22 protein-coding genes are annotated in these 26,698 nt (G+C 70.8%); 12 read left to right on the top strand and 10 right to left on the bottom strand.

Annotated elements, in window-relative coordinates; translation table 11 throughout:
• Window positions 1-4 precede the first annotated feature (4 nt).
• On the bottom strand, window positions 5-709 hold the full coding sequence (locus ACQ3HE_RS17900) for a thioredoxin-like domain-containing protein (protein ID WP_124767330.1): 705 nt from the start codon (window positions 707-709) through the stop codon (window positions 5-7).
• Between the two features lie 165 nt (window positions 710-874).
• Between ACQ3HE_RS17900 and ACQ3HE_RS17895 the strand changes: the two genes are divergently transcribed.
• On the top strand, window positions 875-2,128 hold the full coding sequence (locus tag ACQ3HE_RS17895) for an Nramp family divalent metal transporter (protein ID WP_430893677.1): 1,254 nt from the start codon (window positions 875-877) through the stop codon (window positions 2,126-2,128).
• A gap of 51 nt (window positions 2,129-2,179) precedes the next feature.
• On the opposite strand, the gene ACQ3HE_RS17890 is transcribed toward ACQ3HE_RS17895, so the two are convergent.
• Window positions 2,180-2,857 (bottom strand): metal-dependent transcriptional regulator, encoded by a 678-nt coding sequence (locus ACQ3HE_RS17890; protein WP_079706739.1) that lies wholly within the window; start codon window positions 2,855-2,857, stop codon window positions 2,180-2,182.
• A gap of 171 nt (window positions 2,858-3,028) precedes the next feature.
• Between ACQ3HE_RS17890 and ACQ3HE_RS17885 the strand changes: the two genes are divergently transcribed.
• The 5 genes from ACQ3HE_RS17885 (at window position 3,029) to ACQ3HE_RS17865 (ending at window position 9,044) form a co-directional block, all read left to right on the top strand.
• Window positions 3,029-3,337, top strand: a complete 309-nt coding sequence (locus ACQ3HE_RS17885) for a hypothetical protein (RefSeq protein ID WP_430893676.1) — start codon at window positions 3,029-3,031, stop codon at window positions 3,335-3,337.
• 195 nt (window positions 3,338-3,532) lie between these two features.
• Window positions 3,533-4,897 carry a cystathionine beta-synthase gene (locus ACQ3HE_RS17880; protein WP_064295706.1) on the top strand — a complete coding sequence of 455 codons (1,365 nt, stop codon included), beginning with the start codon at window positions 3,533-3,535 and terminating at the stop codon, window positions 4,895-4,897.
• A 133-nt stretch (window positions 4,898-5,030) separates the two neighbouring features.
• Window positions 5,031-6,209, top strand: coding sequence for a cystathionine gamma-synthase (locus tag ACQ3HE_RS17875; RefSeq protein WP_137243873.1), 1,179 nt, complete (start codon window positions 5,031-5,033; stop codon window positions 6,207-6,209).
• A gap of 159 nt (window positions 6,210-6,368) precedes the next feature.
• Window positions 6,369-7,874, top strand: coding sequence for an MFS transporter (locus ACQ3HE_RS17870; protein WP_430893675.1), 1,506 nt, complete (start codon window positions 6,369-6,371; stop codon window positions 7,872-7,874).
• A gap of 282 nt (window positions 7,875-8,156) precedes the next feature.
• A complete protein-coding gene (locus tag ACQ3HE_RS17865) occupies window positions 8,157-9,044 on the top strand; it encodes a DarT ssDNA thymidine ADP-ribosyltransferase family protein (RefSeq protein ID WP_085512710.1) in 888 nt (295 codons plus the stop codon).
• 296 nt (window positions 9,045-9,340) lie between these two features.
• On the opposite strand, the gene ACQ3HE_RS17860 is transcribed toward ACQ3HE_RS17865, so the two are convergent.
• Genes ACQ3HE_RS17860 through ACQ3HE_RS17845 form a run of 4 tightly spaced genes read right to left on the bottom strand, consistent with a single transcriptional unit; the run spans window position 9,341 to window position 13,717 of the window.
• The gene (locus ACQ3HE_RS17860; RefSeq protein ID WP_430893674.1) at window positions 9,341-10,390 is read right to left on the bottom strand and encodes a LacI family DNA-binding transcriptional regulator; all 1,050 of its coding nucleotides are present in this window, start codon (window positions 10,388-10,390) and stop codon (window positions 9,341-9,343) included.
• Window positions 10,391-10,449: 59 nt separating this feature from the next.
• Window positions 10,450-11,367: a sugar phosphate isomerase/epimerase family protein gene (locus tag ACQ3HE_RS17855; protein WP_430893673.1), complete on the bottom strand. Its 918-nt coding sequence runs from the start codon at window positions 11,365-11,367 to the stop codon at window positions 10,450-10,452.
• A complete protein-coding gene (locus ACQ3HE_RS17850) occupies window positions 11,364-12,551 on the bottom strand; it encodes a dihydrodipicolinate synthase family protein (RefSeq protein ID WP_430893672.1) in 1,188 nt (395 codons plus the stop codon). Before ACQ3HE_RS17850 ends, ACQ3HE_RS17855 begins: the two co-directional genes overlap by 4 nt.
• Window positions 12,548-13,717, bottom strand: a complete 1,170-nt coding sequence (locus ACQ3HE_RS17845; protein WP_430893806.1) for a Gfo/Idh/MocA family protein — start codon at window positions 13,715-13,717, stop codon at window positions 12,548-12,550. The genes ACQ3HE_RS17850 and ACQ3HE_RS17845 overlap by 4 nt, the downstream gene beginning before the upstream one ends.
• 358 nt (window positions 13,718-14,075) lie before the next feature.
• On the opposite strand from ACQ3HE_RS17845, the gene ACQ3HE_RS17840 reads away from it, so the two are divergent.
• The 6 genes from ACQ3HE_RS17840 (at window position 14,076) to ACQ3HE_RS17815 (ending at window position 21,344) form a co-directional block, all read left to right on the top strand.
• Window positions 14,076-15,032, top strand: coding sequence for a carbohydrate ABC transporter permease (locus ACQ3HE_RS17840; RefSeq protein ID WP_079706748.1), 957 nt, complete (start codon window positions 14,076-14,078; stop codon window positions 15,030-15,032).
• Window positions 15,025-15,951 carry a carbohydrate ABC transporter permease gene (locus ACQ3HE_RS17835; protein WP_079706749.1) on the top strand — a complete coding sequence of 309 codons (927 nt, stop codon included), beginning with the start codon at window positions 15,025-15,027 and terminating at the stop codon, window positions 15,949-15,951. Before ACQ3HE_RS17840 ends, ACQ3HE_RS17835 begins: the two co-directional genes overlap by 8 nt.
• Before the next feature lie 117 nt (window positions 15,952-16,068).
• On the top strand, window positions 16,069-17,382 hold the full coding sequence (locus ACQ3HE_RS17830; RefSeq protein WP_124767322.1) for an ABC transporter substrate-binding protein: 1,314 nt from the start codon (window positions 16,069-16,071) through the stop codon (window positions 17,380-17,382).
• Window positions 17,383-17,476: 94 nt separating this feature from the next.
• Window positions 17,477-18,484, top strand: coding sequence for a DUF6807 domain-containing protein (locus ACQ3HE_RS17825; protein ID WP_430893671.1), 1,008 nt, complete (start codon window positions 17,477-17,479; stop codon window positions 18,482-18,484).
• Window positions 18,481-19,842 carry a Gfo/Idh/MocA family protein gene (locus ACQ3HE_RS17820; RefSeq protein ID WP_430893670.1) on the top strand — a complete coding sequence of 454 codons (1,362 nt, stop codon included), beginning with the start codon at window positions 18,481-18,483 and terminating at the stop codon, window positions 19,840-19,842. Before ACQ3HE_RS17825 ends, ACQ3HE_RS17820 begins: the two co-directional genes overlap by 4 nt.
• Window positions 19,839-21,344, top strand: coding sequence for a dienelactone hydrolase family protein (locus ACQ3HE_RS17815; protein WP_430893669.1), 1,506 nt, complete (start codon window positions 19,839-19,841; stop codon window positions 21,342-21,344). The genes ACQ3HE_RS17820 and ACQ3HE_RS17815 overlap by 4 nt, the downstream gene beginning before the upstream one ends.
• Before the next feature lie 481 nt (window positions 21,345-21,825).
• Here the strand turns inward: ACQ3HE_RS17815 and ACQ3HE_RS17810 are convergent, their stop codons facing one another.
• The 4 genes from ACQ3HE_RS17810 to ACQ3HE_RS17795 form a co-directional block, all read right to left on the bottom strand.
• Window positions 21,826-23,562, bottom strand: a complete 1,737-nt coding sequence (locus tag ACQ3HE_RS17810) for an aldehyde dehydrogenase (NADP(+)) (RefSeq protein WP_430893668.1) — start codon at window positions 23,560-23,562, stop codon at window positions 21,826-21,828.
• Between the two features lie 82 nt (window positions 23,563-23,644).
• The gene (locus tag ACQ3HE_RS17805) at window positions 23,645-24,739 is read right to left on the bottom strand and encodes a mandelate racemase/muconate lactonizing enzyme family protein (protein ID WP_430893667.1); all 1,095 of its coding nucleotides are present in this window, start codon (window positions 24,737-24,739) and stop codon (window positions 23,645-23,647) included.
• Window positions 24,740-24,741: 2 nt separating this feature from the next.
• Complete coding sequence (locus tag ACQ3HE_RS17800) at window positions 24,742-25,683, bottom strand: 5-dehydro-4-deoxyglucarate dehydratase (protein ID WP_430893666.1); 942 nt, start codon at window positions 25,681-25,683, stop codon at window positions 24,742-24,744.
• 14 nt (window positions 25,684-25,697) lie between these two features.
• On the bottom strand, window positions 25,698-26,666 hold the full coding sequence (locus tag ACQ3HE_RS17795) for an NAD-dependent epimerase/dehydratase family protein (protein ID WP_430893665.1): 969 nt from the start codon (window positions 26,664-26,666) through the stop codon (window positions 25,698-25,700).
• Between the last annotated feature and the right edge of the window lie 32 nt (window positions 26,667-26,698).

Here is a 26,698-nt window from a genome sequence, read left to right as displayed (position 1 = left end):
CGGATCAGACCTTGCCGGGACCGTCGATCGCGCCGGTGCAGGCCGCGCCGGGTTCCGGGACGTTGTTGCTCTTCCAGAACTCCTCGAAGAAGTCGGCGATGCGCGCGTCACTCGCGTTGTTGACCTGCAGCTGGGAATTCCAGCCGCTCAGCACGATCGGCGAGGGGAGGTCGGACTTCGGCGACAGGACGACGTACGTGGTGGGGAGCAGCTCCTTGAGCTTCGTGAGCTCCGCGTCGCTGAGCGACGGGTCGTAGGTGACCCAGATCGCGCCGTGCTCGAGGGAGTGGACCGCGTTCTCGTTGGTCTGCTCCTCGGTGTAGATGCCGCAGTTCAGCCAGTACTGGTTGTGCGGGCCACCGGCCGGCGGGTTCTGCGGGTAGTCGACCGTGCCCTCGACGTGCTCCGAGGTGTTCTGGAACAGCTCCACGCCCGCGATGTCCTGGCCGGTGCCGGTGCCACCGCCGGGGTAGCTGGCGTTCTTCGGCAGGGTGAGGACGACGCTCGTGATGAGGACCGCGATGACGGCCACACCGCCCACGACACCGGCCCAGATGCCGATGCGGCGGTTGCGGTTCTTCCGCTTCTGCGCCTGCTTGAACGCCGCGACCTTGGCCTGACGCTGGGCTTCGCGCTCCTGCTTCACGCTCTGCTGCTTGACGGCGGGCGGGACGGGGGTGTTCTTGGGGCGATCTGCTGCAGGGGTCACGGAGGCCTCTCGAAAAGTTGTATGCGTAACTATCGAACCAGATGTGCTTCCGGGGGCCGTTCCGGCGCCTGACGATGCGCAGTCGATTCTCAGGCTCATCCAAGCAGACAGCCGGTGAATCCAAGAGTTAGCCTCGTCTAACAAATGTAGCTCGGTCTTGCTAACATGGCCGACGTGACCAGTGACCTCGCCGCTCCGACGACCCGCGCGCCCCGCGGACCACGACTCCTGTTCCTCCTCGGGCCCGCCTTCGTGGCGGCGATCGCCTACGTCGATCCCGGGAACGTCGCGGCGAACCTCACGGCGGGAGCCCAGTACGGCTACCTGCTCGTCTGGGTGCTCGTCGCCGCGAACGCGATGGCCGTGCTCGTCCAGTACCTCTCCGCCAAGCTCGGCCTCGTCACCGGGCAGAGCCTGCCCGAGCTGCTCGGCTCGCGACTGCGCACCGGGCCGCGTCGGCTCTACTGGGTGCAGGCGGAGCTCGTCGCCGCCGCGACCGACCTCGCCGAAGTGATCGGCGGCGCCGTGGCGCTGTACCTGCTGTTCGGGATCCCGCTCGTGCTCGGCGGCGTCATCGTCGGGGTCTTCTCGATCGTGCTCCTCGCCGTGCAGAACTGGTACGGCCAGCGGCATTTCGAGTTCGCGATCCTGACGCTCCTCGCCGTCATCGCCGTCGGCTTCCTCGCCGGTCTGTTCGTCAGTCCCGTCGACTGGGGCGCCGCGGCCGGTGGGCTGGTGCCGCGGTTCGAGGGCACGGCGACGGTCCTGCTCGCCGCGAGCATGCTCGGTGCGACGGTCATGCCGCACGCGATCTACCTCCACTCCTCCCTGAGTCGGGACCGGCACGGCGCCCAGACGAGCGACGGTGCCATCCGTCGGCTCATCGTGGCGACCCGCTGGGACGTCGCGGCGGCACTCGTCCTCGCCGGAGCGGTGAACATCGCGATGCTGCTGCTCGCGGCCGCGTCGCTCGGCGGCGTCGAGGGGACTGACTCGATCGAGGGCGCGCACGCGGCGATCACCGCTGCGCTCGGGCCGGTCATCGGCGTGATCTTCGCCATCGGCCTGCTGGCCTCGGGGCTCGCCTCGACCTCGGTGGGCGCCTACGCGGGAGCGGCGATCATGGGCGGGCTCCTCAAGGTGCGCATCCCGTTGCTCGCCCGACGCGTGATCACCCTGATCCCGGCGCTCGTCATCCTGGCTGCGGGCATCGACCCGACCACCGCGCTCGTGCTCAGCCAGGTGTTCCTCAGCCTCGGCATCCCCTTCGCGCTCATCCCGCTCGTGCGCTACACGGGCGACCGGCGGATCATGGGTGTCCACGTCGACCGGCTCGCCACCCGCGTGTTCGCCTGGATCGTGGTCGCGCTCATCGTCACGCTGAACGTCGCGCTCATCGTGCTGACGTTCTTCGGGTGATCAGCCCGGCGGTTCGCTCGCCGGAACATCGGCGAACGGAGATGCCGGCGATCAGGCGACGACCGTCACCCAGACGGCGTCGGCGGCGAGGCGACCGAGCGTGAGGCGGGTGCCGGTGGCGGTGAGCCGGAGTTCCAGTTCGCCCGCGAACGCCCGGTGGTCGTCCACGCTGAGTTCGGTGTCGAGGACGATGCCGAGGGTGCTCAGATGGCGGAGGGTCTCCGGGTCGGCGTCCGAGATGCGGCACACCGTCAGTGGGCTGTCCGAGGGAGCCTCGTTCAACCGGACCGCGTCCGGGCGGTGCGGCGTGCCGTCGGCAGAGGGGATCGGGTCGCCGTGCGGATCGCGGATCGGGTGGCCGAGCGCGGCGTCGATGCGCTCGATCATCGTGTCGCTCGCCGCGTGCTCGAGGATCTCCGCCTCGTCGTGGACCTCGTCCCAGCCGTAGCCGAGCATCTCGACGAGGAAGGTCTCGATGAGCCGGTGCCGCCGCACCATCGCGACCGCGTGCGCCTGCCCGGCGGGGGTGAGCTCGATGCTGCCGTAGGGCTCGTGCACGACGAGTCCCTGGGCGGCGAGTCGCTTCACGGCGTCGGAGGCGGTCGCGGGACGGACGCCCATGCGATCCGCGAGCAGTTTGACGGTGGCCGACTCGTCGGCCCACTCTGAAGTCGTCCAGATCGTCTTGAGGTAGTCCTGGGAGACGGCGGAGAGGCCGGAGACGGTCATGCCTCCAGTCTAGGGAGCGCGGTGCGCGTCCATCATGCGGCCGCCGGCAGGCCACCGCGCGTTCACGCCCGCCTGGCAGAATGGGCACCGGCACCCCCGAACAGGGCACCCGACTGCTACGGTCGAGTCCTCGCACCCGCGAACACCGATCCATCCGACGAGAAGGGCCACGTGATGTCCCAGGCGCTGCGCACCTCGACCGCACGGCTCGGATCCGGCGCGCGCGCCACACTCGAACTCGTTGCAGCGGCCATGGCGGGCGAAGGCCACCTGGACGCGCCCGGGGCGGACGGGACACCCCGTCGTCGCCCGGTCGAGCTCGCGTTGCGCCGGCTCCCGGCGCTCGTCGCGGTGCTGCTGCTCGCCGCGGTCGTGCTCACGGTCATCGGTGTCCTCATGGTGCTGACCCTCGCGGTCCGGCTGGTGTCCTCGGCTGTCTCGGCACTCGGTCCGCGGCAGCGACTCGTCGCGATCCACTGACGTCGGATCGGCCCCGTCATCCGGCTGCGCTCCCTGCACTCGCCGGGTAGGGTGGTCAGCATGCGTCCCCGCCTGTCGTGTTCCTGCTGTCCCCGCTGAACCGTCCCTGCCCGGGATGCCGCCTCAGCCGCCCCAGCCATCCGGTGACGCACGCGAGAGTCGTGCGGTGACGCACCACAGGAACAGATTGCAGACATGAACTACGCAGACTCCGTCCTCGATCTCATCGGGAACACGCCCCTCGTCAAGCTCAACCGGGTCACCGAGGGCATCGCGGCCACCGTGCTCGTCAAGGTCGAGTACCTCAACCCGGGCGGCTCCTCGAAGGACCGCATCGCGACGCGCATCATCGACGCCGCCGAGGCGTCGGGCGACCTCAAGCCGGGCGGCACGATCGTCGAGCCCACCTCCGGCAACACCGGCGTCGGCCTCGCCCTCGTCGCCCAGCAGCGCGGGTACCGCTGCGTGTTCGTCCTGCCCGACAAGGTCGGCGAGGACAAGCGGAACGTGCTCACCGCCTACGGTGCGGAGATCGTCGTCACGCCCACCTCTGTCGCTCCCGACAGCCCCGACTCGTACTACAGCGTGTCCGACCGCCTCACCGCCGAGATCCCGGGCGCGTTCAAGCCCAACCAGTACGCGAACCCGAACGGGCCGCGCAGCCACTACGAGTCGACCGGTCCCGAGATCTGGCGCGACACCGAGGGCGAGATCACCCACTTCGTCGCGGGCGTCGGCACCGGAGGCACCATCTCCGGGACGGGCAAGTACCTCAAGGAGGTCTCCGAGGGCGGCGTGCGCATCATCGGCGCAGACCCGGAGGGCTCGGTCTACTCGGGCGGCACCGGTCGCCCGTACCTCGTCGAGGGTGTCGGCGAGGACTTCTGGCCGACCGCATACGACCCCTCCATCCCCGACGAGATCATCGCCGTCACCGACGCCGAGTCGTTCGCGATGACGCGTCGCCTCGCCCGTGAGGAGGGACTGCTCGTGGGCGGCTCCAGCGGCATGGCGGTCCAGGCCGCTCTCGTCGCGGCGCGCGACCTCCCGGCGTCGGCCGTGGTCGTCGTCCTCCTGCCCGACGGCGGGCGCGGCTACCTCGGCAAGATCTTCAACGACTCCTGGCTGCAGTCCTACGGCTTCAGCGAGGTCGCCGACGACCGCACGGTGGGCGACATCCTCCGTGGCAAGGGCTCGGAGATGCCGGACCTCGTGCACGTGCACCCGAGCGACACCGTCCGCGACGTCGTCGACATCATGACCGAGTACGGCGTCTCGCAGCTCCCGGTGCTGAGCGCCGAGCCGCCCGTGGTGATGGGCGAGGTCGTCGGTGCGATCGACGAGGCCAGCCTCATGGACGCCGTCTTCAGCGGCGCGGCCAAGATGAACGACGCCGCGAGCGCGTTCGTCGGCGACCCGCTGCCGCTCATCGGTCTCGGTGAGTCCATCCCGGCGGCGCGCGCGGCGCTCGGGTCCGCCCCGGCGTTCCTCGTCACCGACGGCGGCAAGCCGATCGGCGTCATCACGCGGCACGACCTCCTCACCTACCTGGCGGGTTGAGCGTGGGCGGCATGCAGGTCGTGTGGGCGGAGTCCGGGCGATGTCCCGACCACGCCCGACCCCGGTGACCGGGCCAGTCCGACCGGTCGCCCACTCCGACACCTCCCTGAATTCTGAACCGAAAGAGTCACCCATGAGCAAGCACGACCACGGCTTCGCCACCCGCAGCATCCACGCCGGACAGGAGTTCGACCCCACCACCGGGGCGATCATCCCGCCGATCTACCAGACCTCGACCTTCGTCCAGGACGGCGTCGGCGGGCTCCGCGGCGGCTACGAGTACAGCCGCTCCGCCAACCCGACCCGCACGGCGCTCGAGACGCAGCTCGCCGCCCTCGAGGGTGCGAAGCACGGCTTCTCCTTCGCCTCCGGCCTCGCCGCCGAGGACGCGCTCATCCGCACGGCGCTCCGCCCCGGCGACCACATCGTCATCGGCAACGACGTCTACGGTGGCACCTACCGGCTGATCAACCGGGTGCACGGCGCCTGGGGCATCGAGCACACGGTCGTGGACCTCGGCGACCTCGCGGCCGTCGAAGCGGCGATCATCCCGGGCCGCACGAAGCTGCTGTGGGTCGAGACGCCGAGCAACCCGCTCATGAAGATCAGCGACATCGCGGCACTCGCGGCCCTCGCGCACCGCCACGAGGTGCTCTCCGTCGTGGACAACACCTTCGCCTCGCCGGCGCTGCAGCAGCCGCTCTCGCTCGGGGCCGACATCGTCGTGCACTCGACGACCAAGTACCTCGGCGGTCACTCCGACGTCCTCGGTGGCGCCGTCATCATGAACGACGACGAGCTCGCCGAGCAGCTCGGCTTCGTGCAGTTCGCCGCCGGCGCGGTCTCGGCCCCGCTCGACGCGTGGCTCACGACCCGCGGCATCAAGACCCTCGCGGTGCGCATGCGCCAGCACAGCGCGAACGCGCAGGCGATCGCGGAGTTCCTCGACGGCCACGCCGCCGTCGAGCGCGTCTACTACCCGGGCCTCGAGAGCCACCCCGGTCACGAGCTCGCCGCCCGCCAGATGTCCGGGTTCGGCGGCATGCTGTCGCTCGCGCTCGTCGGTGGCCCGGCTGCAGCCACGCGCCTCGTCGAGAAGACGAAACTCTTCGCGCTCGCCGAGTCGCTCGGCGGCGTCGAGTCGCTCATCGGCCTGCCGGCGCAGATGACGCACGCCTCGGTGAAGGGCACGGAGCTGGCGGTCCCCGAGAACGTCGTCCGGCTGTCGGTCGGCATCGAGGACGTCGCCGACCTCATCGCCGACCTCGACCGCGCGCTCGCGAAGGTCCTGAAGGCGAGCGCCAAGCACTAGCGGGCGGTCCCGGCTCGTTCACAATTTAGGAAGGCTGCGGCGCGTCCTGCGCCGAACCCGTCGATCGACGACGGCGCGCCGGGCACGTCCTGAATGGTGAACGGGCAGGGGTTCGTCAGCGCTTGACCTCAAGTCACGTTGAGGTTCTAGGCTCGGATCGTGACCACAGCGACGACCCCCGAGCCCGTGACCGGAGCCGACCCGACGCCCCGCGACCGTGGAATCTTCAGCCGCCGGTTCGTCCTCGTCACCATCGGTGCGTGCGCGCTCGTGTTCCTCGGCGCCTTCGAGTCCCTCGCCGTCACGACGATCATGCCGCTCGTGACCGGGGAACTCGGCGGCGAGCAGCTCTACGCGCTCGCTTTCGCCGGCCCGCTCGCGGTCAGTGTCATCGGCATGGTCGCGGCGGGCTCGGTCGCCGACCGCATCGGTCCGGTCCAGCCGCTGCTCGCGTCAGTCGTCCTGTTCCTCATCGGTCTCCTCCTGGCCGGAACCGCGACCACCATGTGGGCCGTCGTCGCCGGACGCCTCGTCCAGAGCCTCGGTTCGGGAGCGATGACCGTCGCCCTGTACGTCCTCGTCGCCCGCATCTACCCACCGGCCCTGCACCCGCGGATCTTCGCCGGGTTCGCGGCCGCCTGGGTCGTCCCCTCCCTGATCGGGCCGTTCCTCGCCGGGGTGGTCGCCGAGCGGTTCAGCTGGCACTGGGTCTTCCTCGGGGTCGTCGGCCTCGTGGTCGTCGCGACGCTCCTCCTCCTGCCGGCCCTCCGGATGCTGCGCGCCTCCGCAACCGAACGCGCGGAGCGGCAGGCCGCCGAGGAGGAGTCAGCGAAGGAGAGCGGCGAGGTGGCCACCGTCGCGCGCACGGGCGCGGAGCTGCGTCGACTCGGGTGGGCGGTGCTCGTCGCGGCGGCGGTCCTCGCGGTCAACCTCTCGACGGAGTTCTCGGGATGGACCGCCTGGGCGCTCCCGGTCGTCGGTGCCGTGGTCGCGATCCTCGCCCTCCGCCCCCTGATTCCGCTCGGCACGCTCACCGCACGCCGCGGGCTCCCGACGGTCATCCTGGTGCGCGGACTGACCTCCGCCGCGTTCTTCGGCGCCGAGGTGTACGTGCCGTACCTGCTGACCCGCGAGCACGGGCTCACGCCGGCGCTCGCCGGACTCGCGCTCACCGGTGGGGCGATCGCGTGGTCGCTGTCGTCCTGGTTGCAGGGGCGCCTCGGGGACCGGCTGTCGAATGCGAACGCCGTGCAGATCGGGTCGTCACTCGTCACGGTCGCCGTCGCGATCGCCCTGTCCGCCGCCCTCGTCGGCCTGCCGCCGGTGGTGCCGATCGTCGCCTGGGTGGTGAGCGGCGGCGGCATGGGCCTCATGTTCCCGCGCCTCAGCGTCATGACGCTCGCCTACTCCGACGAGCGCTCCCAGGGGTTCAACAGCGCGGCGATGTCGATCGGCGACGCGATCGGCGGTGCTCTCGCCCTCGCGGCGACCGGGCTGGCGTTCACGGCACTCGACGGCTCCCGTGTGTTCGCCGGGCTGGGCTGGATCGCTCCCGGCGGGGTCGCGTTCGCCGGATGCTTCGCGATCGCCCTGGTCGCCGGTGTCGTGGCGGTCGTCGTCGCGCGTCGGGTGAGCCGACCAGCGGAGCCAGGCGCGACCGGGTGAGCCGAGACGCCGTCGCCTGGGTAGTGCTGCGGTGCGTGGGGGGTAGCGTCGCCCACGCATCGCTGCAGTGTCCAGGCGGCGTCGGCTCCGTCACACCGTGCGCACCCGGGTCGGGCCCTCATCGCTCGATCCGGCGCAGCAGCCACGCGCGGAACCGACCTCACTCAGGCGCCCGCGTGCACGAGGGGTGCCGAAGCCGCGTACCCTTGATGCGTACGTCTCGGCTCGTCCCCCCAGTGACCCGCTCCTCGTGTCTCGGAGCCGGACTGCAGAAGGACTCTCTTGAGCGACGAATGCAAACACGGTTTCGACAACGGACTCTGCGCGACCTGCTTCCCGCCGCCGCCCCGCGAGGTGCCGGTCGCTGAACCACCCGCTCCCAAGGTCCGTCGGTCGACGGTCGCTCCCTCGCTCCGCGAGCCGGCCCCGACCCGCGTGCGGACCGCGGCCACCACGAAGACGGTGACGAAGGCGGCGGCCGCCCTGCCCGTCGTGCGCGTCGGCGAGCAGCGGCTGTACCACGTCACCCACATCCGCAACCTCGAGCGCATCCTCGAGACCGGCAGCATCCTGCCGGTGGCGTCACCGGCGCTCCCCGACGGGCCGGTCGTCGACATCGCCGCCGCGAGCCACCGCGAAGCGCGTCGCACGATGGTCCTCGCCGGCACCGACGACCTCACGCCGGCCGACTTCGTCCCGTTCTTCCTGACCCCGGACGCCGACCTCTGGGCGGGCATCCGCGCGGGTGAGCACGACGTCCGTCTGTCCGCCGAGGCGTTCGCGTCGTCGGTCAACGACTACGTCGTGCTCGTCACCACGATCGACGGCGCAGCCGTGCACCCGGGCGAGTTCGACGCCGACACCGGCCGGCCCTCCCGCGCGCGGGTCGTGGTCGCCGACGGTGACGCCTCCCACGTGCTCACGAGCATCGGCGCGAACGCGATGACCGCCGACCGCATGGTGCAGCGCTTCGCGACCGACGAGGACCCCGCGGCCCTCCGACGCGCCGAGGTGCTCGTCGCCGACGCCGTGCCGTTCGACCGCGTCACCGTGATCGGTGTCGCGACGGTCAATGTCCGCGAGCACGTCAAGCGACTCGTCGCCGGCGCCGGCCACCGCACCAAGGTCGCCGCCTACACGCCGTGGTTCCAGGAGCACGTCGCCGAGTAGCAGCTGTCTCGCGTTCACAACTCCTGCTGGACGGCACCGGAACCCGGCTGCCGGCACCGTGTCAGGCCGCCTTGCCGCCCTCAGCAGGAGTTGTGCGCGGGAACGAGTGCGCACCTCGGCTGTGTGGAGGTGAACGCGTCCCCGTCCGAGGACACCAGGCTCAGGGCGTGCTGCTGTCCGCAACTCCTGCTGCATGGCCCCAGGACCACCGCGTCGGACGCTGCACGCCCCGATCGGGGCGAGCAGCAGGAGTTGTGCACGGGTGAACGACCCGGGGGAGGGGACGGACTGGCGGGTCAGGCGCGCGCGGGCGTGCTCTCGCGGAGGAGGACGGTCGCGCCGACGGGCTCCGTCGTCGTGGTGTCCGTCGCCGGGTCAAGCGCCAGCCGCACGGCGTGCTCACCGACCGCCTCGAGCGGCACGGCGACCGTGGTGAGCGCCGGGGTGACGTCGCGGGAGGTCGCGATGTCGTCGTAGCCGGCGACCGCGAGGTCCTCGGGAAGGCGGAGTCCGGCCGCGCGGAACGCCGACATCGCCCCGATCGCCATCACGTCGTTGACGGCGAAGACCAGGTCGACGTCGTCGAGTCCCAGCTGCAGGAGCTCGGCGGCGCCCTGGCGCCCGCCGTCGCGGGTGAACTCGGCCCGGACGATCCGCGATGGATGGATCGCGATGCCGTGCTCGGCCAAACCCTCCGCGAACCCGCTCACGCGCTCGCGGGAGGTGAGCAGGCGGTCGTCGCCGGCGATGACGGCGAACCGTCGGTACCCGGCACCGACGAGTTCCCGGGCCAGCTCGCGGGCACCGGTCGCGTTGCCGAGCTGCACCGTGGCGAACGGGAGCGTCCGCTGCGAGACGAGGACGACGCGTCCGCCCGTCGACTCGTAGGCCGCGAGCTCATCCGACAGCCGGTGCTCCGACGCGACCCCGTCCCAGCGACTGCCCGTCAGGATGATGGCGCGTGGCCGCTGCCCGCGGAGCACCCGCACGAGTTCGAGTTCGCGCTCGTGGTCGCGGTGCGTGACGGCCATGGTCGTGGCGATGCGCTGCTCGTCGGCCGCGCGGATGGCCCCGGCCGCGATGGACGAGAAGTACGGGTCGGCGATGTCGCTCACGAGCAGCGAGATCGTCGACGACAGGCCCTTCGCGACCGCCTGGGCCGACAGGTTCGGCGTGTAGTTCAGGCGGAGCGCGGCGTCGAGGACCCGCCGACGGAACGTCTCGTTGACCGTCCGGGTGCTCCCGTTGAGCGCGCGCGACGCGGTGGCGAGGGAGACCCCCGCTTCGCGGGCGACGTCGTGCAGCGTCGGTGGGACCGGCGTCGCCCGGTGCTCGTCGACCGACATGGCGCTCCTTCGTACTGGCGGCTGCTGAGACACACTCTGCCACAGGGCGGCCGCGGCGATCAGGGGTGGTGGATCGCGTCGTCGTCGTGGTCGAGGTGCGGGACGACCGTCGCCCGGAACGCGTCGACGGTGCGATCGACCACCTGCTGGAACGGGCTGTCCCAGATGTCCTGGTTGAAGAGCTCGACCTCGATGTCGCCCGTGTACCCCGCCGCCTCGACGGCACGGGTGAGCGAGCCGAAGTCGACGACGCCGTCACCCGGATAGTGCCGGGAGAGGAGGACGTCCGCGGCGAGCGGCGTCGCCCAGTCGCACGCCTGGTAGCTGGAGATCCGACCGGTCGCGCCCGCGCGGGCGATCTGCTCGAGCACCTGCGGGTCCCACCAGATGTGGAAGGTGTCGACGACCACTCCGACGGCCTCCGGAGCGAACTGCTCGGCGATGTCGAGGGCCTGACCGAGCGTCGAGACGACCGCGCGGTCCGAGGCGTACATCGGATGCAACGGCTCGATGGCGAGCTGCACGCCGGACTCGAGCGCGTGGTCGGTGAGTTCACCGATCGCGTCTCGGACGAGTTCGCGGGCGCCGATGAGATCACGGGATCCGGCCGGGAGGCCGCCGACCACGAGGACGAGGGCCGGGGCGCCCAGGGCGGCGGCCTCGTCGATCGCGGTCCGGTTGTCGTCGATCGACGTCCGGCGAGTCGGCCCCTCGGGCATGGTGAAGAAACCACCACGGCAGAGGCTCGAGACACGCAGGCCGCTGTCCGTGAGGAGGCTCGCCGAGGCTGCGACGCCGTACTCCTGAACCGGCTCGCGCCAGGCGCCGAAGCTCGTGACACCGGCCGCGGTGACGGCTGTGACCGCCTCCGGGAGGGTGGCGTACTTGATCGTGGCCTGGTTGACCGAGAGTCGCGGGTGCGGGATGGTGCGCCCCTCGACAGGCTCGGGGACCGGGGTTCGGGTGGTGGTGCTCATCGGGCTCCTCCCGCAGTGGTCAGCGTGCCGACGACACCGGCCGTGCGCAGCAGGCCCGTCCAGCGTTCGGCGGCGAGCTCCGGGTGCTCGAGTGCGCCGGCCGCGTCGGCGAGGCGCACGATCTCCGACAGGTGCGGCAGGCTCCGGGCAGCGTGCAAGCCGCCGACCATCGAGAACGCCGGCTGGTGGTCGTTCAACCAGCTGAGGAAGGCGATGCCCGTCTTGTAGTAGTAGGTCGGCGCGGCGAAGATCTGCCGCGACAGGGCCTCGGTCGGTCGGAGGATCCGCTCGTAGGCGGCCGGGTCGCCGGCGTCGAGCGCCTGGATCGCGGCGGACGCGGCCGGAGCGATCGCGGTGAACGCACCGAGCAGGGCGTCGGAGTGTCCGACCGTGTCTCCGGCGATGAGGTCGACGTAGTTGAAGTCGTCCCCGGTGAACATCGTCGTGCCGGCCGGGAGGCGACGTCGGACGGCGATCTCCGCGTCGGCGTCGAGGAGGCTCATCTTGACCCCGGCGACGTGGTCGACGTGGTCGGTCATGATGCGCAGCAGGGTATCCGAGGCCTCGGCGACGTCGCTGGAGCCGAAGTAGCCCTCCAGGCTCGGGTCGAACGCCGTGCCGAGCCAGTGCAGGACCACGGGCGACTGCGCGGCCGACAGGACCCGGTCGTAGACGCGACGGTAGTCGTCGGCGGACTGCGCGGCCCTCGCCAGGTGTCGGCTGGCCATGAGCACGGTCCCGGCGCCCGCGTCCTCGGCGAACGCGAGTTGTTCGAGGTAGGCGTCGGCGACCGCGTCGAGCGAGACGGTCTCGTCGGCGAGGTGGTCGGTGTTGACGCCGACGACGAGCGCGCCGCCGACGGAGGCGGCCTCGGCGGCGCTCCGGGTGATCAGCTCGCGCGTGGCGGCGGTGTCGAGCCCCATGTTCCGCTGGGCGGTGTCCATCGCGTCCGCGACGCCGAGGCCGTACGACCACACGTGGTGGCGGTAGGCGAGCGTCGCGTCCCAGTCGAGCTCGGCGGGCGCGCCCGGCACGTTGTCGCCCCAGGCCGTCGGGACGACGTGCGCCGCGGCGTAGGCGCTGCGGCTCGTCAGGGGAGTGGTCGGGCGCTCGGCCACGACGGGCTCGCGGAGCTCCTGCGCGGTGACCGTGCCGTCGGTCGAGAGCAGCGGGACGGACGTCATCGTGCGACCGAGGCCTCGAGCGACGCCAGCTCCTCGTCCGCGCCGGCGGTGTCGCCCGCGCTTCCGAGCGTCACCTCGGGCAGGTCGAGGCGGCGACCGGTGCGCGAGCTCTCGAGGCCGAGCTCCGCGAGCAGGACGCCGCGCGCGCCGGCGAGCAGGTCGTACTCGTAGGGGCCGTCCTCGACGACGTGGAGGAGGAACTCCTCCCACTGCGTCTTGAACCCGTTCTCGAACACGTCGTTCGTCGGCACGTCCTGCCAGTCGCCCGCGTAGTCGTGGTCGTCGGCGAGGTCGGGGTTCCACACCGGCTTCGGGGTGACGTTCCGCGGCTGCACCTTGCAGCCGAAGAGGCCGGCGACGGCGGAGCCATGCGTGCCGTCGACCTGGAACTGCACGAGCTCGTCGCGGTCGACGCGCACCGTCCAGCTGGAGTTGAGCTGGGCGATGACGCCGCCCTCGAGCTCGAAGACCCCGTAGGCGGCGTCGTCGGCGGTGGCCGCGTAGGCCTCGCCCCGTTCGTCGAAGCGCTCGGGGATGTGCGTCGTCGCCTTCGCGTACACCGACTCGACCCGACCGAAGAGGTTCTCGAGCACGTAGCTCCAGTGCGGGAACATGTCGACGACGATGCCGCCGCCGTCCTCGGCCCGGTAGTTCCAGCTCGGGCGCTGCGCCGGCTGCCAGTCGCCCTCGAACACCCAGTAGCCGAACTCGCCACGGACGGAGAGGATCCGACCGAAGAAGCCCGAGTCGATCAGGCGCTTGAGCTTGCGCAGCCCCGGCAGGTAGAGCTTGTCGTGCACGACGCCGTTCTTCACGCCCGCCTCGGCGGCGAAGCGTGCGAGTTCCAGCGCCTCCTCGAAGGTCTCCGCCGTCGGCTTCTCGGTGTAGATGGTCTTGCCGGCCGCGATCGCCTTGCGCAGCGCGGTGGCGCGGGCCTTCGTGACGAGGAAGTCGGCGTAGATGTCCCAGCGGGGGTCGGCGAGGACCGCGTCGAGGTCGGTCGAGGTGTGCTCGATGCCATGACGCGTGGCGAGCTCGTCGAGGGTCGCCTGGTTGCGGCCGACGAGGATCAACTCGATCTGGCGTCGGGTGCCGTCGGACAGTTGCACACCGCCCTGCTCCTGGATGGCCAGCAGCGAGCGCACGAGGTGCTGCCGGTAGCCCATGCGCCCGGTGGCGCCGTTGACGATGATCCCGATGGTCTGCTCTGACACGGTGGCTCTTCCTCTGGTTCGTGTTCCGGTCCCGGCGGCCGCGGGCCATCCGGAAAGCGTTTACCGGGTCACTGTAGAACGGCGCGCGCGGTCAAGGCAAGCGTTCGAACCGATTCGGTCGCAGGTGATCACAGATCGGACACGGATGCGGATTGAATCGTTGCATCGTCCGACGGGGCCGTGATAGAACTTGATGCAGCTCAGCCGGGAAACGCTTTCCGGGAAGTCATCAACGACGATCGACAAGGAGGTCCGACGTGGTCCGTGCAACTCCAGGAGCGCCCAGGACGACACTCGCGAGGGGTGTTCGGTGAGCGCGCTCGGCGAGCTCCGCAAGCTCAGCGCCGGCAAGCGCCCGCAGACGGCGGCCGAGAAGGCCTTCATCAAGAAGGACAACCGCCGCGACAACAAGGCCGCCTACCTGTTCCTCCTCCCGTGGCTCATCGGACTCGCCGTCATCACCGTCGGTCCGATGGTCGCCTCGCTCGCGCTGTCCTTCACGAAGTACAACCTGCTGCAGGCGCCGAAGTTCATCGGCCTCGACAACTTCATCCGCATGATGGGCGATGAGCGGCTCCACAACTCGCTCGGTGTCACATTCGTGTACGTCTTCGTGTCGGTGCCGCTCCAGCTCGCCGCGGCACTGGCCCTGGCCGCCCTGCTCGACCGCGGTCTCCGCGGCCTCGCGATCTACCGGTCCGTGTACTACCTGCCGTCGCTCCTCGGCTCCTCCGTCGCCATCGCGGTGCTGTGGAAGCAGGTGTTCGGCGGCGAAGGCCTCGTGAACCAGTTCATCGCGATCTTCGGGATCGAGGGACGCAGCTGGATCGCCGACCCGTCGACCGCCCTCTCCACGCTCATCACGCTCAACGTGTGGACCTTCGGTGCACCGATGGTGATCTTCCTCGCCGGTCTCCGCCAGATCCCCGTCATGTACCACGAGGCGGCGCAGATGGACGGCGCGACGAAGTGGCAGCGCTTCACCAAGATCACCCTGCCGCTGCTCACCCCGATCATCTTCTTCAACCTCGTGCTGCAGATCATCCACGCGTTCCAGGCCTTCACGCAGGCCTTCATCGTGTCGGGCGGAACGGGCGGCCCGGCCGACTCGACGCTGTTCTACACGCTGTACCTCTACAACCGCGGCTTCTCGAACTTCGACATGGGCTACGCCTCGGCCATGGCCTGGTTCCTGCTCCTCATCATCGGAGTCTTCACCGCGATCAACTTCTGGGCCTCGAAATACTGGGTGAACTACGATGACTGACACGCTGACCACACGGTCCATCACGACGGACAGCAAGAACCGCAGTCGCGAGGCCAAGGAGGCCGAACGCCAGTACCGCCGGGCTCGTGGGTGGTCGCCCTGGAAGTCGGTCCTGAAGCACATCGGCCTGATCCTCGTCGGCTTCATCATGCTCTACCCGGTGATCTGGCTCGTCGTCTCCTCGCTCCGCCCGACGGAGGAGATCTTCCGGAACCCCGGCATCGTCCTCGACAGCTTCGAGGTGAGCAACTACAGCGAGGGCTGGAACACCCTCTCCGAGCCGTTCCACGTGTTCCTGCTGAACTCCGTGCTCATCGTCCTCGGCTGCATCGTCGGCAACCTCGTGTCCTGCTCGATGGCCGCTTACGCCTTCGCCCGACTGAAGTTCAGCGGCAAGCGCTGGTGGTTCGCGGCGATGCTCATGACGCTCATGCTGCCGATCCACGTCATCATCGTGCCGCAGTACATCATGTTCTCCCAGCTCGGCTTCGTGAACACGTACCTGCCGCTGATCCTGCCGAAGATCCTCGCGACCGACGCGTTCTTCGTCTTCCTCATGGTGCAGTTCATCCGCGGCATCCCGAAGGAACTCGACGAGGCGGCACGCATCGACGGTTGCGGTCACGCCCGCATCTTCGGAGTCATCATCCTGCCGCTCATGGTGCCGGCGCTCGCGACGACCGCCATCTTCACCTTCATCTGGACCTGGAACGACTTCTTCAGCCAGCTCCTCTACCTGACGAAACCGGAGATGTACACGGTGCCGCTCGCCCTCCGGGCGTTCATGGACGCGCAATCCTCCACCTCGTGGGGGCCGATGTTCGCGATGAGTGTCGTCTCGCTCCTGCCGATCTTCCTCGTCTTCCTGTTCGGTCAGCGGTTCCTGTTGAAGGGCATCGCGACGACCGGCGGCAAGTGAGGCCCGACCCACCGACCAGCACCACCGAAGCACCCGCACCAGACCACCAGCACCAGACCCAGCACCACCGGATCCAGCAGCTCCGGATCCGGATCGATCGATTCGAAAGGGAACAGCATGAGCATCAGCAAGCACGGCAGAGCCGCCGGCTTCATCGCGACGGGAGCCGTCGCGGCCCTCCTCCTCGCCGGCTGCAGCGCCGGGGGCGACGCCGCCACCGAACTGTCCGACGAGCCCGTCACCCTCCGCTTCACCTGGTGGGGCAACGACGCCCGTACGGCGGCCACCCAGGAGGTCATCGCGGCCTTCGAGAAGGAGTATCCGAACATCACCATCGAGCCGCAGTTCACGGACTGGGCCGGCTACTGGGACAAGCTCGCCACCGAGACGGCGGCGAACGACACCCCCGACATCATCCAGATGGACGAGAAGTACATCGCCACCTACGGCGACCGGGGCGCGCTCCTCGACCTGAACACGGTCACCGACCAGCTCGACCTCGGCGACTTCCCCAAGGAGACGCTGACGTCCGGCACGGTCAACGACTCGCTCTACGGCGTCCCCTCGGGCATCACGAGCTACTCCTTCGTCGTGAACCCCGACCTCCTCGCCTCAGCCGGCATCGAGATGCCCGACGACGAGACCTGGACGTGGGACGACTTCACCGAGCTGAGCGAGCAGGTCTCGGCAGCCGGTGGCGGATCGATCTACGGCTTCCAGCCCTTCGGCTTCGAGGACGGCGGCCTGAACAACTGGGCCCGTCAGCACGGCGACGAGCTGTACAACGACAAGGGCGAGGTGTCCATCAAGCCGGAGACCCTGTCCTCCTGGTGGACCTACCTCCTCGACCTCGTGAACGCGGGAGCGACGCCGTCGCCCTCCGCGATCATCGAGAAGCAGGCCGGTGGGCTCGCCGAGTCCTTCACCGCGACCAACTCGGCCGCGTTCGCCCCCTGGTGGAACAGCCAGCTGACGGCCCTGACCGAGGCGAGCGGGTCGCCGCTCGAGCTCCTGCGGGTGCCGACGGTGGACGGCGGCGCCGATGGTTCCGCCTACTACAAGCCGTCGATGTACTGGTCGGCGTCCGCCCGGACCGAGCACCCCGCCGAGGCGGCGCTGTTCATCGACTTCCTCGCCAACAGCGAGACCGCGGCCGACTCGCTCCTCACCGAGCGCGGCGTCCCGGCCAACACGAAGATCCGCGAATACATCACGCCGAAGCTGGCCGAGACCGACCAGGCGGTCGTCGAGTTCCTCGACGGGCTCGCCGACGACATCGGTGAGCCGCCGACCGTCACGCCTGCCGGTGGCAGCGCGATCGAGGCGCTCGTCAAGCAGTACACCGAGCAGGTCCTCTTCGGGAAGAACACGCCCGACCAGGCCGCCGAGGGGTTCATCAAGGACCTCAAGGCCGCCGTCGCAGCCGGCTGATCCGGCCACAGCCCTTCGACAGGCTCAGGGAACCGCTTCGGTCCCTGAGCCTGTCGATCGGCAGCTCCACCACCGCTTCATCCGAGGGGATCCCGTGACCACCGACCACCGCCCCCGTCCGACCGGTCTCGCGCTGACGCACGAGGTCGGTTCGGCCATCACCGTGCACCTCGACGGGATCGACATCCTGCGGTACACCTACCGTCCGGACACGGTCCAGCGCGAGTCGCCGAAGCCGTATCTCCACCCGGTGCGGACCGCCGGCGGAGCACTCGTCACCCTGGCCAGACCGCACGACCACGTCTGGCACACCGGGATCGCCTGGGCCCTCCCGCACGTCGGCGACGACAACTTCTGGGGCGGCCCGACCTTCACCGGGACCGCCTACGAACAACTCGCGAACAACGGTCGCTCCGAGCACGTCGCGGTCACGGACGCCCGTGCCGACCCGGGCGAGGTGCGGTTCGCGCACACGCTCAGGTGGATCACGGAGGACGGTCGGCACCTCGTCGACGAGGAGCGCGCGCTCACCGTGCGACCGGCCGCCGGCGACTGGACGCTGACCTTCGAGACCCGGATGCGCAACGTCTCCGGCCGGGACCTGTCGATCGGATCGCCCACGACGAAGGGGCGGGAGAACGCCGGCTACGGAGGGCTCTTCTGGCGCGGCCCGCGATCCTTCACCGGCGGCACCCTGCACACCCCCGACGGGAGCGGCGGTGAGGAGCTCCGCGGCACCCGCCACGCGTGGATGGGGTTCACCGGCCTCCACGACGGAACGGCCGCGGCGTCGAGCATCGTCATCGTCGACGACGAGCGGAACCCCGCGCACCCACCGCAGTGGTTCGCGCGCACCGAGGAGTTCGCCGGCCTCTGTCCGGCCCCGTTCTTCAGCGAGGAACTGTCCTTCGGAGCCGACGAGACCCTCGCGTTCCGCTACGCCGTCGTCATAGCCGACGGTGCAGCCGGTGACGGCCGGGCCGCGGCGCTCGCCGCATCAGGTCGAGACGCGCTCGAACGGTCGCATTCGGGCCGCGATCACCACGACAGCGCGCCGACCACAGCGCCCGCCGCACCGACCCGGAAGGACCCACACGCATGACCACGACCCGCGAACGCTACGCCCTCATCGGCACCGGACACCGCTCGCAGATGTACCTCGACGCCATCGTCGGCCCGCACGCCGACGTCGCCGAGCTCGTCGCCTGGAGCGACAGCAACCCCGGCCGGCTCGACCACTACGAGGCGGTCCTCGCCGAGCAGGGTGTCGCGCTGCCGGCTCGATACGGCCCGGACGACGTCGAGCGGCTCATCGCCGAGCAACGCGTCGACCGGGTGATCGTGACGACCCCCGACTTCACGCACGCCGAGATCGTCTCACGCGCGCTCCTCGCCGGTGCCGACGTCGTCGTCGAGAAGCCGCTCACCATCGACCGTGAGGGCGTCGAGCGCATTGCAGCGGCCGTCGCCGAGAGCGGCCGGAACGTCGTGACGACCTTCAACTACCGCTACAGCCCGCGGAACTCGGAGCTGCGCCGCATCGTGCAGGACGGTGGGATCGGACGGGTGACGAGCGTGCACTTCGAGTGGGTGCTCGACACCGTGCACGGCGCCGACTACTTCCGTCGCTGGCACCGCGAGAAGGAGCACTCCGGCGGGCTCCTCATCCACAAGGCGTCGCATCACTTCGACCTCGTCAACTGGTGGATCGGGGCTCGGCCGGCCTCCGTCTACGCCACCGGAGGACTCCGCTTCTACGGTGACGCCAACGCGGCCGAGCGCGGGCTCGCGGGGCGTCCCGGGCGTGGATCGGTGCCGGACGACGCCGAGGCGGCGGCTCGCGGGCGCTCGAACGACCCGTTCGCCCTCGACCTCCGTGACGACCCGCGGCTCGAGTCGCTCTACCTGCGGGCCGAGCAGCACGACGGGTACCTACGCGACCGCGACGTCTTCTCGCCCGGGATCGACATCGAGGACAACCTGTCCGTCCTCGTCGAGTACGACGGTGGCGCCTCGCTCAGCTACTCCCTGAACGCCCACGCGCCGTGGGAGGGGTATCGCGTCGCCATCAACGGGACGGAGGGCAGGGTCGAGCTCGAGGTCGTGGAGCGCGCCGCCGTGCTCGTGGGGGCCGACGGGCGCGTCGTCCTCGACCCGAGCCTGAGCGGCGACGGCGAGACCGCGGACGGCGCTGCGTCCGTCGCGCCGGTGCGCTCGCGCGGGGAACGCCTCGTGCTACAACGCCACTGGGAGGAGGCCCGCGAGATCGAGATCCCCGAGGGCGTCGGCGGACACGGCGGCGGCGACGCGTTCCTGCTGCGGCACCTGTTCGACCGCGTCACCGAGGACGAACTGGGACGGCCTGCCGGCTACGACGACGGCGTCCGGGCGATCTCGGTCGGCATCGCGGGGAACGAGTCGCTGCTGACCGGGCGTCCGGTCGCGACGATCGCGCCGTGAGCAGCGGTCCGGAGGCCGGCACCGGCGCTGACTCGGACGTCGGGTCGACCCCGGCCGCTGAGCCGGTGACCGAGCCCGCCCAGATCACCGAGTCCGTCCCGGCCGGTGAGACTGTTCCGGTCGCTGAGCCCGTCCCGGTCGCCGAGCCTGTTCCGGTCACCGAGCCTGTCGAGGTGCGGTCCCGGACAGGGTCAGTTCCGGCCCTCGATGCTGCCTTGCGGGACGGTCCCGTACCGGTCGGCGTCCCGGTCGCTAGCCACGTCCCGGTCGTGGACCATGTCCCGGTCACCGAGCCCGTCGGGGTGCGGTCCCGACCGGTCACACCTTCACCTGCGCGCGACCCCGATCTGCGGGCGCTCGCCGCCCGGTTCCGCGAGTCGATCCGGGGCGTCAGTACCGCAGACCGGTCGCTCGGCGCCATGCGCACGCGCCTCGCCGAGGTCCTCGGTGTCCTCCCGCGACCGGCGCAGACCGAGCCGCCCGAGGAGCTCGGCAGCTGGACCCGCGACGGCGTCGACGGGGTCGAACTCCGCTGGTCGACCGGGTTCGGCGCGTCGACGTCGGCGTGGCTCCTACGGCCGGCCGGCGAGACGGGCGTGCTCCCGGGTGCGGTGGCGCTGCACGACCACGGTGGGTTCACACGCGTCGGGCGGGAGAAACTCGCTGACGGACCCGATGGTGTCCCTGCCACCTCGGCCGTCACGCGCGAGGAGTTGCAGGCGTTCCGCGACCGCTACTACGGAGGCCGCGCCGTCGCGTCCGACCTCGCGCGCGACGGGTTCACCGTGCTCGTCCACGATGCGTTCGGGTGGGGATCCCGGCGGATCCCGGACGAGGCCGTCGCCGAACGTTTCCATCGGACCGTCGACCTGCAGCTCGCCGGCCGTCGGGCTGAGTCGATCCGACGCGGGATGGAGGTCGCGGCGGTGTCGCTCGGGCAGCGGTCCGAGCTCCTCGCGGCGGCCAACGAGCCGCAGCTCGCGAAGGAACTGGGCGTCCTGGGCACCTCGCTCGCTGGTCTCGTCCTCCGCGACGACCTCATCGCGCTCGACCAGCTGGTGGCCGCGCCCGGGGTCCGTTCCGGAGCCGTCGCGTGCTTCGGTCTCTCCGGTGGTGGTGCCCGGGCCGTTCTGCTCGCAGCCATGGACGACCGGATCCGCGCTGCCGGCGTGGTCGCGATGATGTCGACGTTCGAAGGTGTGCTCGACGGGCACGCCGATCAGCACTCTTGGTCGTTCCTCTCACCGGGGCTGTCGCGGGTCGGTGACTGGCCGGAGCTCGCATCCCTGCGCCCCCGCTTGCCGCTCCTCGTCCAGTACGCCGAGCACGACGAGCTCTTCGAACCGGCCGGCATGCGTGATGCGCACACGATCCTCACGGAGCGGTACCGGTCCGGTGGCGAGCGCTCGGCCTACACGGGCACGTTCCACGACGAACCGCACAGTTGGTCGGCACCGATGCAGGCCGAGCTGCGTGCCTGGCTCGCCGCCGCCCTCGCCTGACTCGCCCTGGTCCCGTCCCCAACTCAGGAGATGTCCGGTGTGTCGGGGCTGGGCTGGGGCGGCATGCCGGGGAAGTCCTGAGTTGGGGACTGTGGTCACGGTGTTCGCAATTCAGGACGGTTGTGGCGTGTCAGGCCCGGGGCGGGTGCTGTGGCGCACGGCGCGCCGGGTGCGTCCTGAGTTGTGAACGTAGGCGGTGGAGTGTCCCCAATTCAGGAGACATCCGGTGTGTCGATGCTGGGCTGGCGCGGCACGCCGGGGGAGTCCTGAGTTGGGGACGGTGGTCGCGGTGTTCGCAATTCAGGATTGTTGCGGCGTGTTGGGGTGTGGGACGGGGCTGGGTGGGTGGCGCGCCGGGTGCGTCCTGAGTTGTGAACGTGGGCGGTGGAGTGTCCCCAATTCAGGAGATGTCCGGTGTGTCGGGGCTGGGTTGCGGCGGCGCGCCGGGGGAGTCCTGAGTTGGGGACGGACAGGGCGGAGGTCAGGCGCGGGCTGCGGCGGGGAGTTCGAGGACGCCGTCGACGCGGCGGGGGAGACGGAGTGGGTTCGCCTCGTGCAGGGCCTCGGGGAGCACACGCTCGGGTGCGTCCTGGTAGACGATCGGACGTTGGAAGCGGCGCACCGCCGACGCGCCCACCGAGGTGTGGAGCGAGGTCGTCGCCGGCCACGGTCCGCCGTGGTGCTGCGCCCAGCCCACCGCGACACCCGTCGGCCAGCCACCGAAGAGCACCCGGCCGGCGATCGGCTCGAGCCGTGAGACGAGACCAGTGATGTCCTCACCGGGCGCCGCGTGCACGGTCGCCGTGAGCGCGCCACCGACCTCGGCCAGGACCGCGTGCAGCTCGGCATCGTCGGCGACCTCGATGACGAGCGTCGCCGGCCCGAAGATCTCCTCGAGCAGGACTTCTGGCGCGTCGAGCACCGTCGCGGCGGTGGTCGCGAGGACGGTCGGAACGCCGGAATCCGCAGCCGCCGTCTCGCCGCCGAGGAGCGTCCGCACCCCGGGATGGCCGGCGGCGCGAGCGGTGCCCGCGGCATACGCCTCGGCGATGCCCGGCGTGAGCATGCGCCCGGCGACGGTGTCCGCCGCGGCCTGCGCGACGAGCTCGGCGAACCCGCTGCCGCTCGGTACGAGGACGAGGCCGGGGTTCGTGCAGAACTGCCCCACGCCGAGGGTGAACGACGCCGCCAGCCCACGCGCGAGTTCCGCCGCCGCCTCGCCCTGCAGCGCGGCCGCGGTGATGACGACCGGGTTCGTGCTGCCGAGCTCGCCGTAGAAGGGGATCGGGGCCGGCCGCCGCGACGCCAGATCGAACAGTGCGCGCCCGCCGGCGAGTGAGCCGGTGAACCCGACCGCGGTGATCGCCGGGTGCTGCACGAGGGCGGTGCCCTGCTCGCGACCCTCGACGAGCGCGAACGTGCCGTCCGGGGCGCCGGCCGAGCGCAACGCCTCGACCACGATCGCCGCGGTCAGCCGGGAGAGTCGCGGGTGGGCGGAGTGCGCTTTGACGATGACCGGACATCCGGCCGCCAGCGCCGACGCCGTGTCGCCGCCGGCGACCGAGAACGCGAACGGGAAGTTCGACGCGCTGAAGACCGCCACCGGTCCCGTCGGCCGGAGCATCCGTCGCAGCTCCGGCTTGGGCGGGGTGGCGGAGGCGTCAGCGTGGTCGATGACGACCTCGAGGAAGGCCCCGTCGCGGAGGACGGCTGCGAACAGTCGCAGCTGGCCCGTCGTCCGCGCGACCTCGCCAGTGAGGCGCGTGGTTCCGAGGTGGGACTCCTCGTCGGCGAGTGCGACGAGCTCGTCGACCCGGGCGTCGAGGGCGTCGGCGACGGCCTCGAGCCAGGCGGCCCGGGTCGAGGGCACCGTGGATGCGAGCTCGGAGGAGGCCGCGGCTGCTGCCGCGCCGACGTCGTCGACGGTCGGAACGGCGGCACGTCCCGCGCCGGACGCGGCGTCGCCAGCGTGACCTGCGGGCGTGACGGTGCCGCCGCCGGGCCCCACGCTGCTGCTGCTGCTGCTGCTGCTGCTGCTTCCGTTGCCGTTGCCGTTGCCGCGGCCGTCGGTACCGTTGTCGTTGCCGTCGTTGCCGTCGTTGCCGTCGTTGCCGTCGGTGTCGTCGATACGGCCGCCGACGCCGTTCGGGTCGTCGGTGCGCGCCCTGGCGGGGGTGGTGTGGTCGATCGTGCCGGTGCTGTGGTCGGTGTCGTGCATGGTGATGGCTCCTCGAGGATGCGGATGCGACAGGTGATGATTTGGGCGTCTGGTCGGCCGGCGGGCCGGGCGGCGGACGGGGTCAGTGCGCGACGGCAGTGGTCTCCGCGGCCCGGTCGCGGATGACGAAGCCGAGGCCGGATCGCTGCTCGACCTGCACCCGGCCCTCGGCGATGGTGACCGGCCCGGGCGGGTCGATGGCGCCGATCGCGACGAAGCCCGCGTCCTCGACGTCCTCGACCTCGGTGCGCTGCGGGAGGGCGAGGGCGAGCTGTCCGGAGAGGTCGGGGAGCAGGTGCGGCGCGAGCGTCAGCCCGGCGTCGTCGACGAGCGCGGCGATCGCGAGGAAGGGGGTGATGCCACCGACGCGGACCACGTTCGGTTGCAGGACGCCGGCGACGCCACGGTCGACGAGGTCGCGGAACCGGTGGATCGTGTGCACGTTCTCGCCCAGAGCGATCGGGATGTCGGTCGCCTGACGCAGCCGTTCGTACCCCGCGGTGTCGTCCGAGCGCAGCGGCTCCTCGATCCAGGCCGGGGCGACGACACCGAGCCGTTCCAGGGAGGAGACCGCTTGGTCGACGTCCCAGCGCTGGTTCGCGTCGATCATGAGCCGGCGGTCCGGTCCGAGCAGTTCGCGCACCATCGTCACGCGGTCGACGTCCTCGGCGAGGTCGGGCTTGCCGACCTTGATCTTGACGGCGTCGTAGCCCGCCGCGATCCACCGCTCGACCTGCGCGGCGAGCGAGGCGGCGTCGAGGTGGAGGTTCACCCCGCTGCCGTACGCTCGGACCGTGTCGCGTCGACGGCCGAGGAGGTCGGCGAGCCCGAGACCGGCCCGTCGTCCACGGAGGTCCCAGAGTGCGGTGTCGAGCCCGGCGAGCGCGATCGTCGTGATCCCGCCGCCACCGGCCTCGTGCAGATGCGCCCACAACCGGGGCCACAGCGCTTCGGGGTCGGTCGTCGATCCGACGGCGGCGGCGGAGATGTCGTCGTCGAGCAACGCCCGGACGGCCGTGGCTCCGATGGTCGGCGTCCACGTGAAGCCCGACCCGGTCGCCCCCTCGTCGTCGACGACGTCCACGCGGATGAGATGCAGCCACGGGGCTTCGGGCACCCACGGGCGCGGCATGGCGAACCGGCCGAGCGAGGTGGTGATGGAGGCGATCCCGGGCATCGTCAGCGCCTTGCGGCCAGCGTCGCGTGCTCGGCGACGAGGTCGGCGCCGGTCGCGAGGAGTGCCTCCAGGCGGTCGGTCTGCTCGGGCGTCGGGTCGACGAAGGGCGACCGCACGGAACCGACTGGCAGACCGCCGAGCCGCACCCCGGCCTTGATGAGCGACACGGCGAAGCCGGGGGTCTCGTCGCGGAGGGCCACCAGGGGACGGTAGAACTCGCGCAGCAGGCGTTCGCGGAGCGGTTCGTCGTGCTCGGTGTACGCGCGGTAGAACAACGTCGCGAGCTCCGGCAGCATGGCGAAGACGGCCGAGGAGTAGAGCGGGATGCCGATGCCGCGATAGGCGGCCTGCGTGAGCTCGGCGGTGAGGAGGCCGTTGAAGAAGGCGAAGTCATCGCGTCCCTCCTCGTGCACCGCCAGCACGATGTCCTGGGCGGCCGCGACGTCGCCGACGCCGTCCTTGAAACCGACGACCTGCGGGTTGCGGGCGAGGTGGCGCATCGTCGCCGTCGTGTACCGGGCGTTGTTCCGGTGGTAGACGACCGCCGGGAGGCTCGTCGCCGAGAGGACGTCCTCGACGTACGCCTCCAGACCGGCCGCCGGCCCGGAGACGAGGTACGGCGGCATGAGCAGGATCGCGTCGGCTCCCGCCTCTTCGGCGGCCACCGCGAGTTCCTTGGCGGTCGCCACGCCTCCTCCGGCGCCACCGATGACCGGGACGGCGCCGTCGACGACCTCGACGGTCCGTCGGACGACGCGGGCGGCCTCCGACGGCGACATCGCGTGCAGCTCGCCGGTGCCGCAGGCGGGGAACACCCCACCGGGCCGGTGTTCGAGTCGCGACTCGAGGTGGGTGCCGAGGAGCCCAAGGTCGACCTCGCCCGCGGCGTCGAACGGGGTGATCGGGAAGTACAGGACGCCGTCGAAGGCGAGCGGTGCTGGCATGGTGGAGGTCCTCGTCATCGTGGGGCTGGGGCTGGAACAGGAGTGGTGGCCGGCTGGCCGGTGTCGGCGGCGAGCAGATCGGTGAGCCGGGCAGCCTCGGCGGGGCTGAGTGCGGATCGCCAGTCGTGCTCCGGGCGCCACCCGAGGTGGGCGGTGGCCTTCGCGCTGCTGAAGGCGGCGGCTCGGTCGACGAGTCCGTCGGCGAATCCGGCGGTGCTCGGGACCTGCGCGGGCAGCAGGGTGGACAGGGGTGCGAGGGCCAGGGCGTCGTCGGCGCCGACGAAGTACACCTCACCGGAGTGTCGGGCTTCGGCACGATCGATCCAGGCGGCGACGAACCGGCCGGCGTCACGCGCGTCCACGTAGTTGTAGAGGGAGACGGCCGCGAGTGCGGGATCGGCGAGCCGGTCGACGATGGTGTGCCCCTGCTGCGTCGGTGCCCCCTCCCACTCCTCCGGGGAGACGACGAAGCACGGCCGGAACGCACCGGTGACGACGGCGTCGCCGTGGGCTCGGGCGAGCATCGCGACCGTCGACTCGATCGCGACCTTCGACAGTGCGTAGGCGTTCCACGGGGCGACCCGGTGCTCCTCGGTGATGGGGAGCGCCTCGGGCGTCCACCCGTGCGGGGCGCCGTAGCCGATGACGGTCGGGCTGCTCGCGGCCAGCAGCCTGGTCGCCCCGGCGGCGATCCCGGCGGTGAGGGCGGTGAAGGCGAGCGTCTGGTTGGTCGCCAGGATGACGTGCTCCGGCGCGCTGAACGGCACGGCGATCGCCGCCAGGTGCACCACGGCTTCGGGCCGCAGGGTGGCGAAGAGCTCGTGGGTCGCATCGTGGTCGAGGAGGTCTGCGGTCCGGCCCTCGACACCGGGGAGTCCGGGGTCGGCCCGATCGACGGAGACGACCTCGTGGCCTGCTTGGGCGAGGGCGCTCGCGACGCTCCGCCCGAGTCGTCCTGCACCGCCGGTGACGATGATGCGCATCGGTGTCCTCTCTGACCACGTCCGGGTCGACC

The sequence above is a fragment of the Plantibacter auratus genome (genome assembly GCF_050587365.1).
GTDB lineage: Bacteria > Actinomycetota > Actinomycetes > Actinomycetales > Microbacteriaceae > Plantibacter > Plantibacter auratus.
This window is presented reverse-complemented; position numbering and strand designations above follow the sequence as displayed.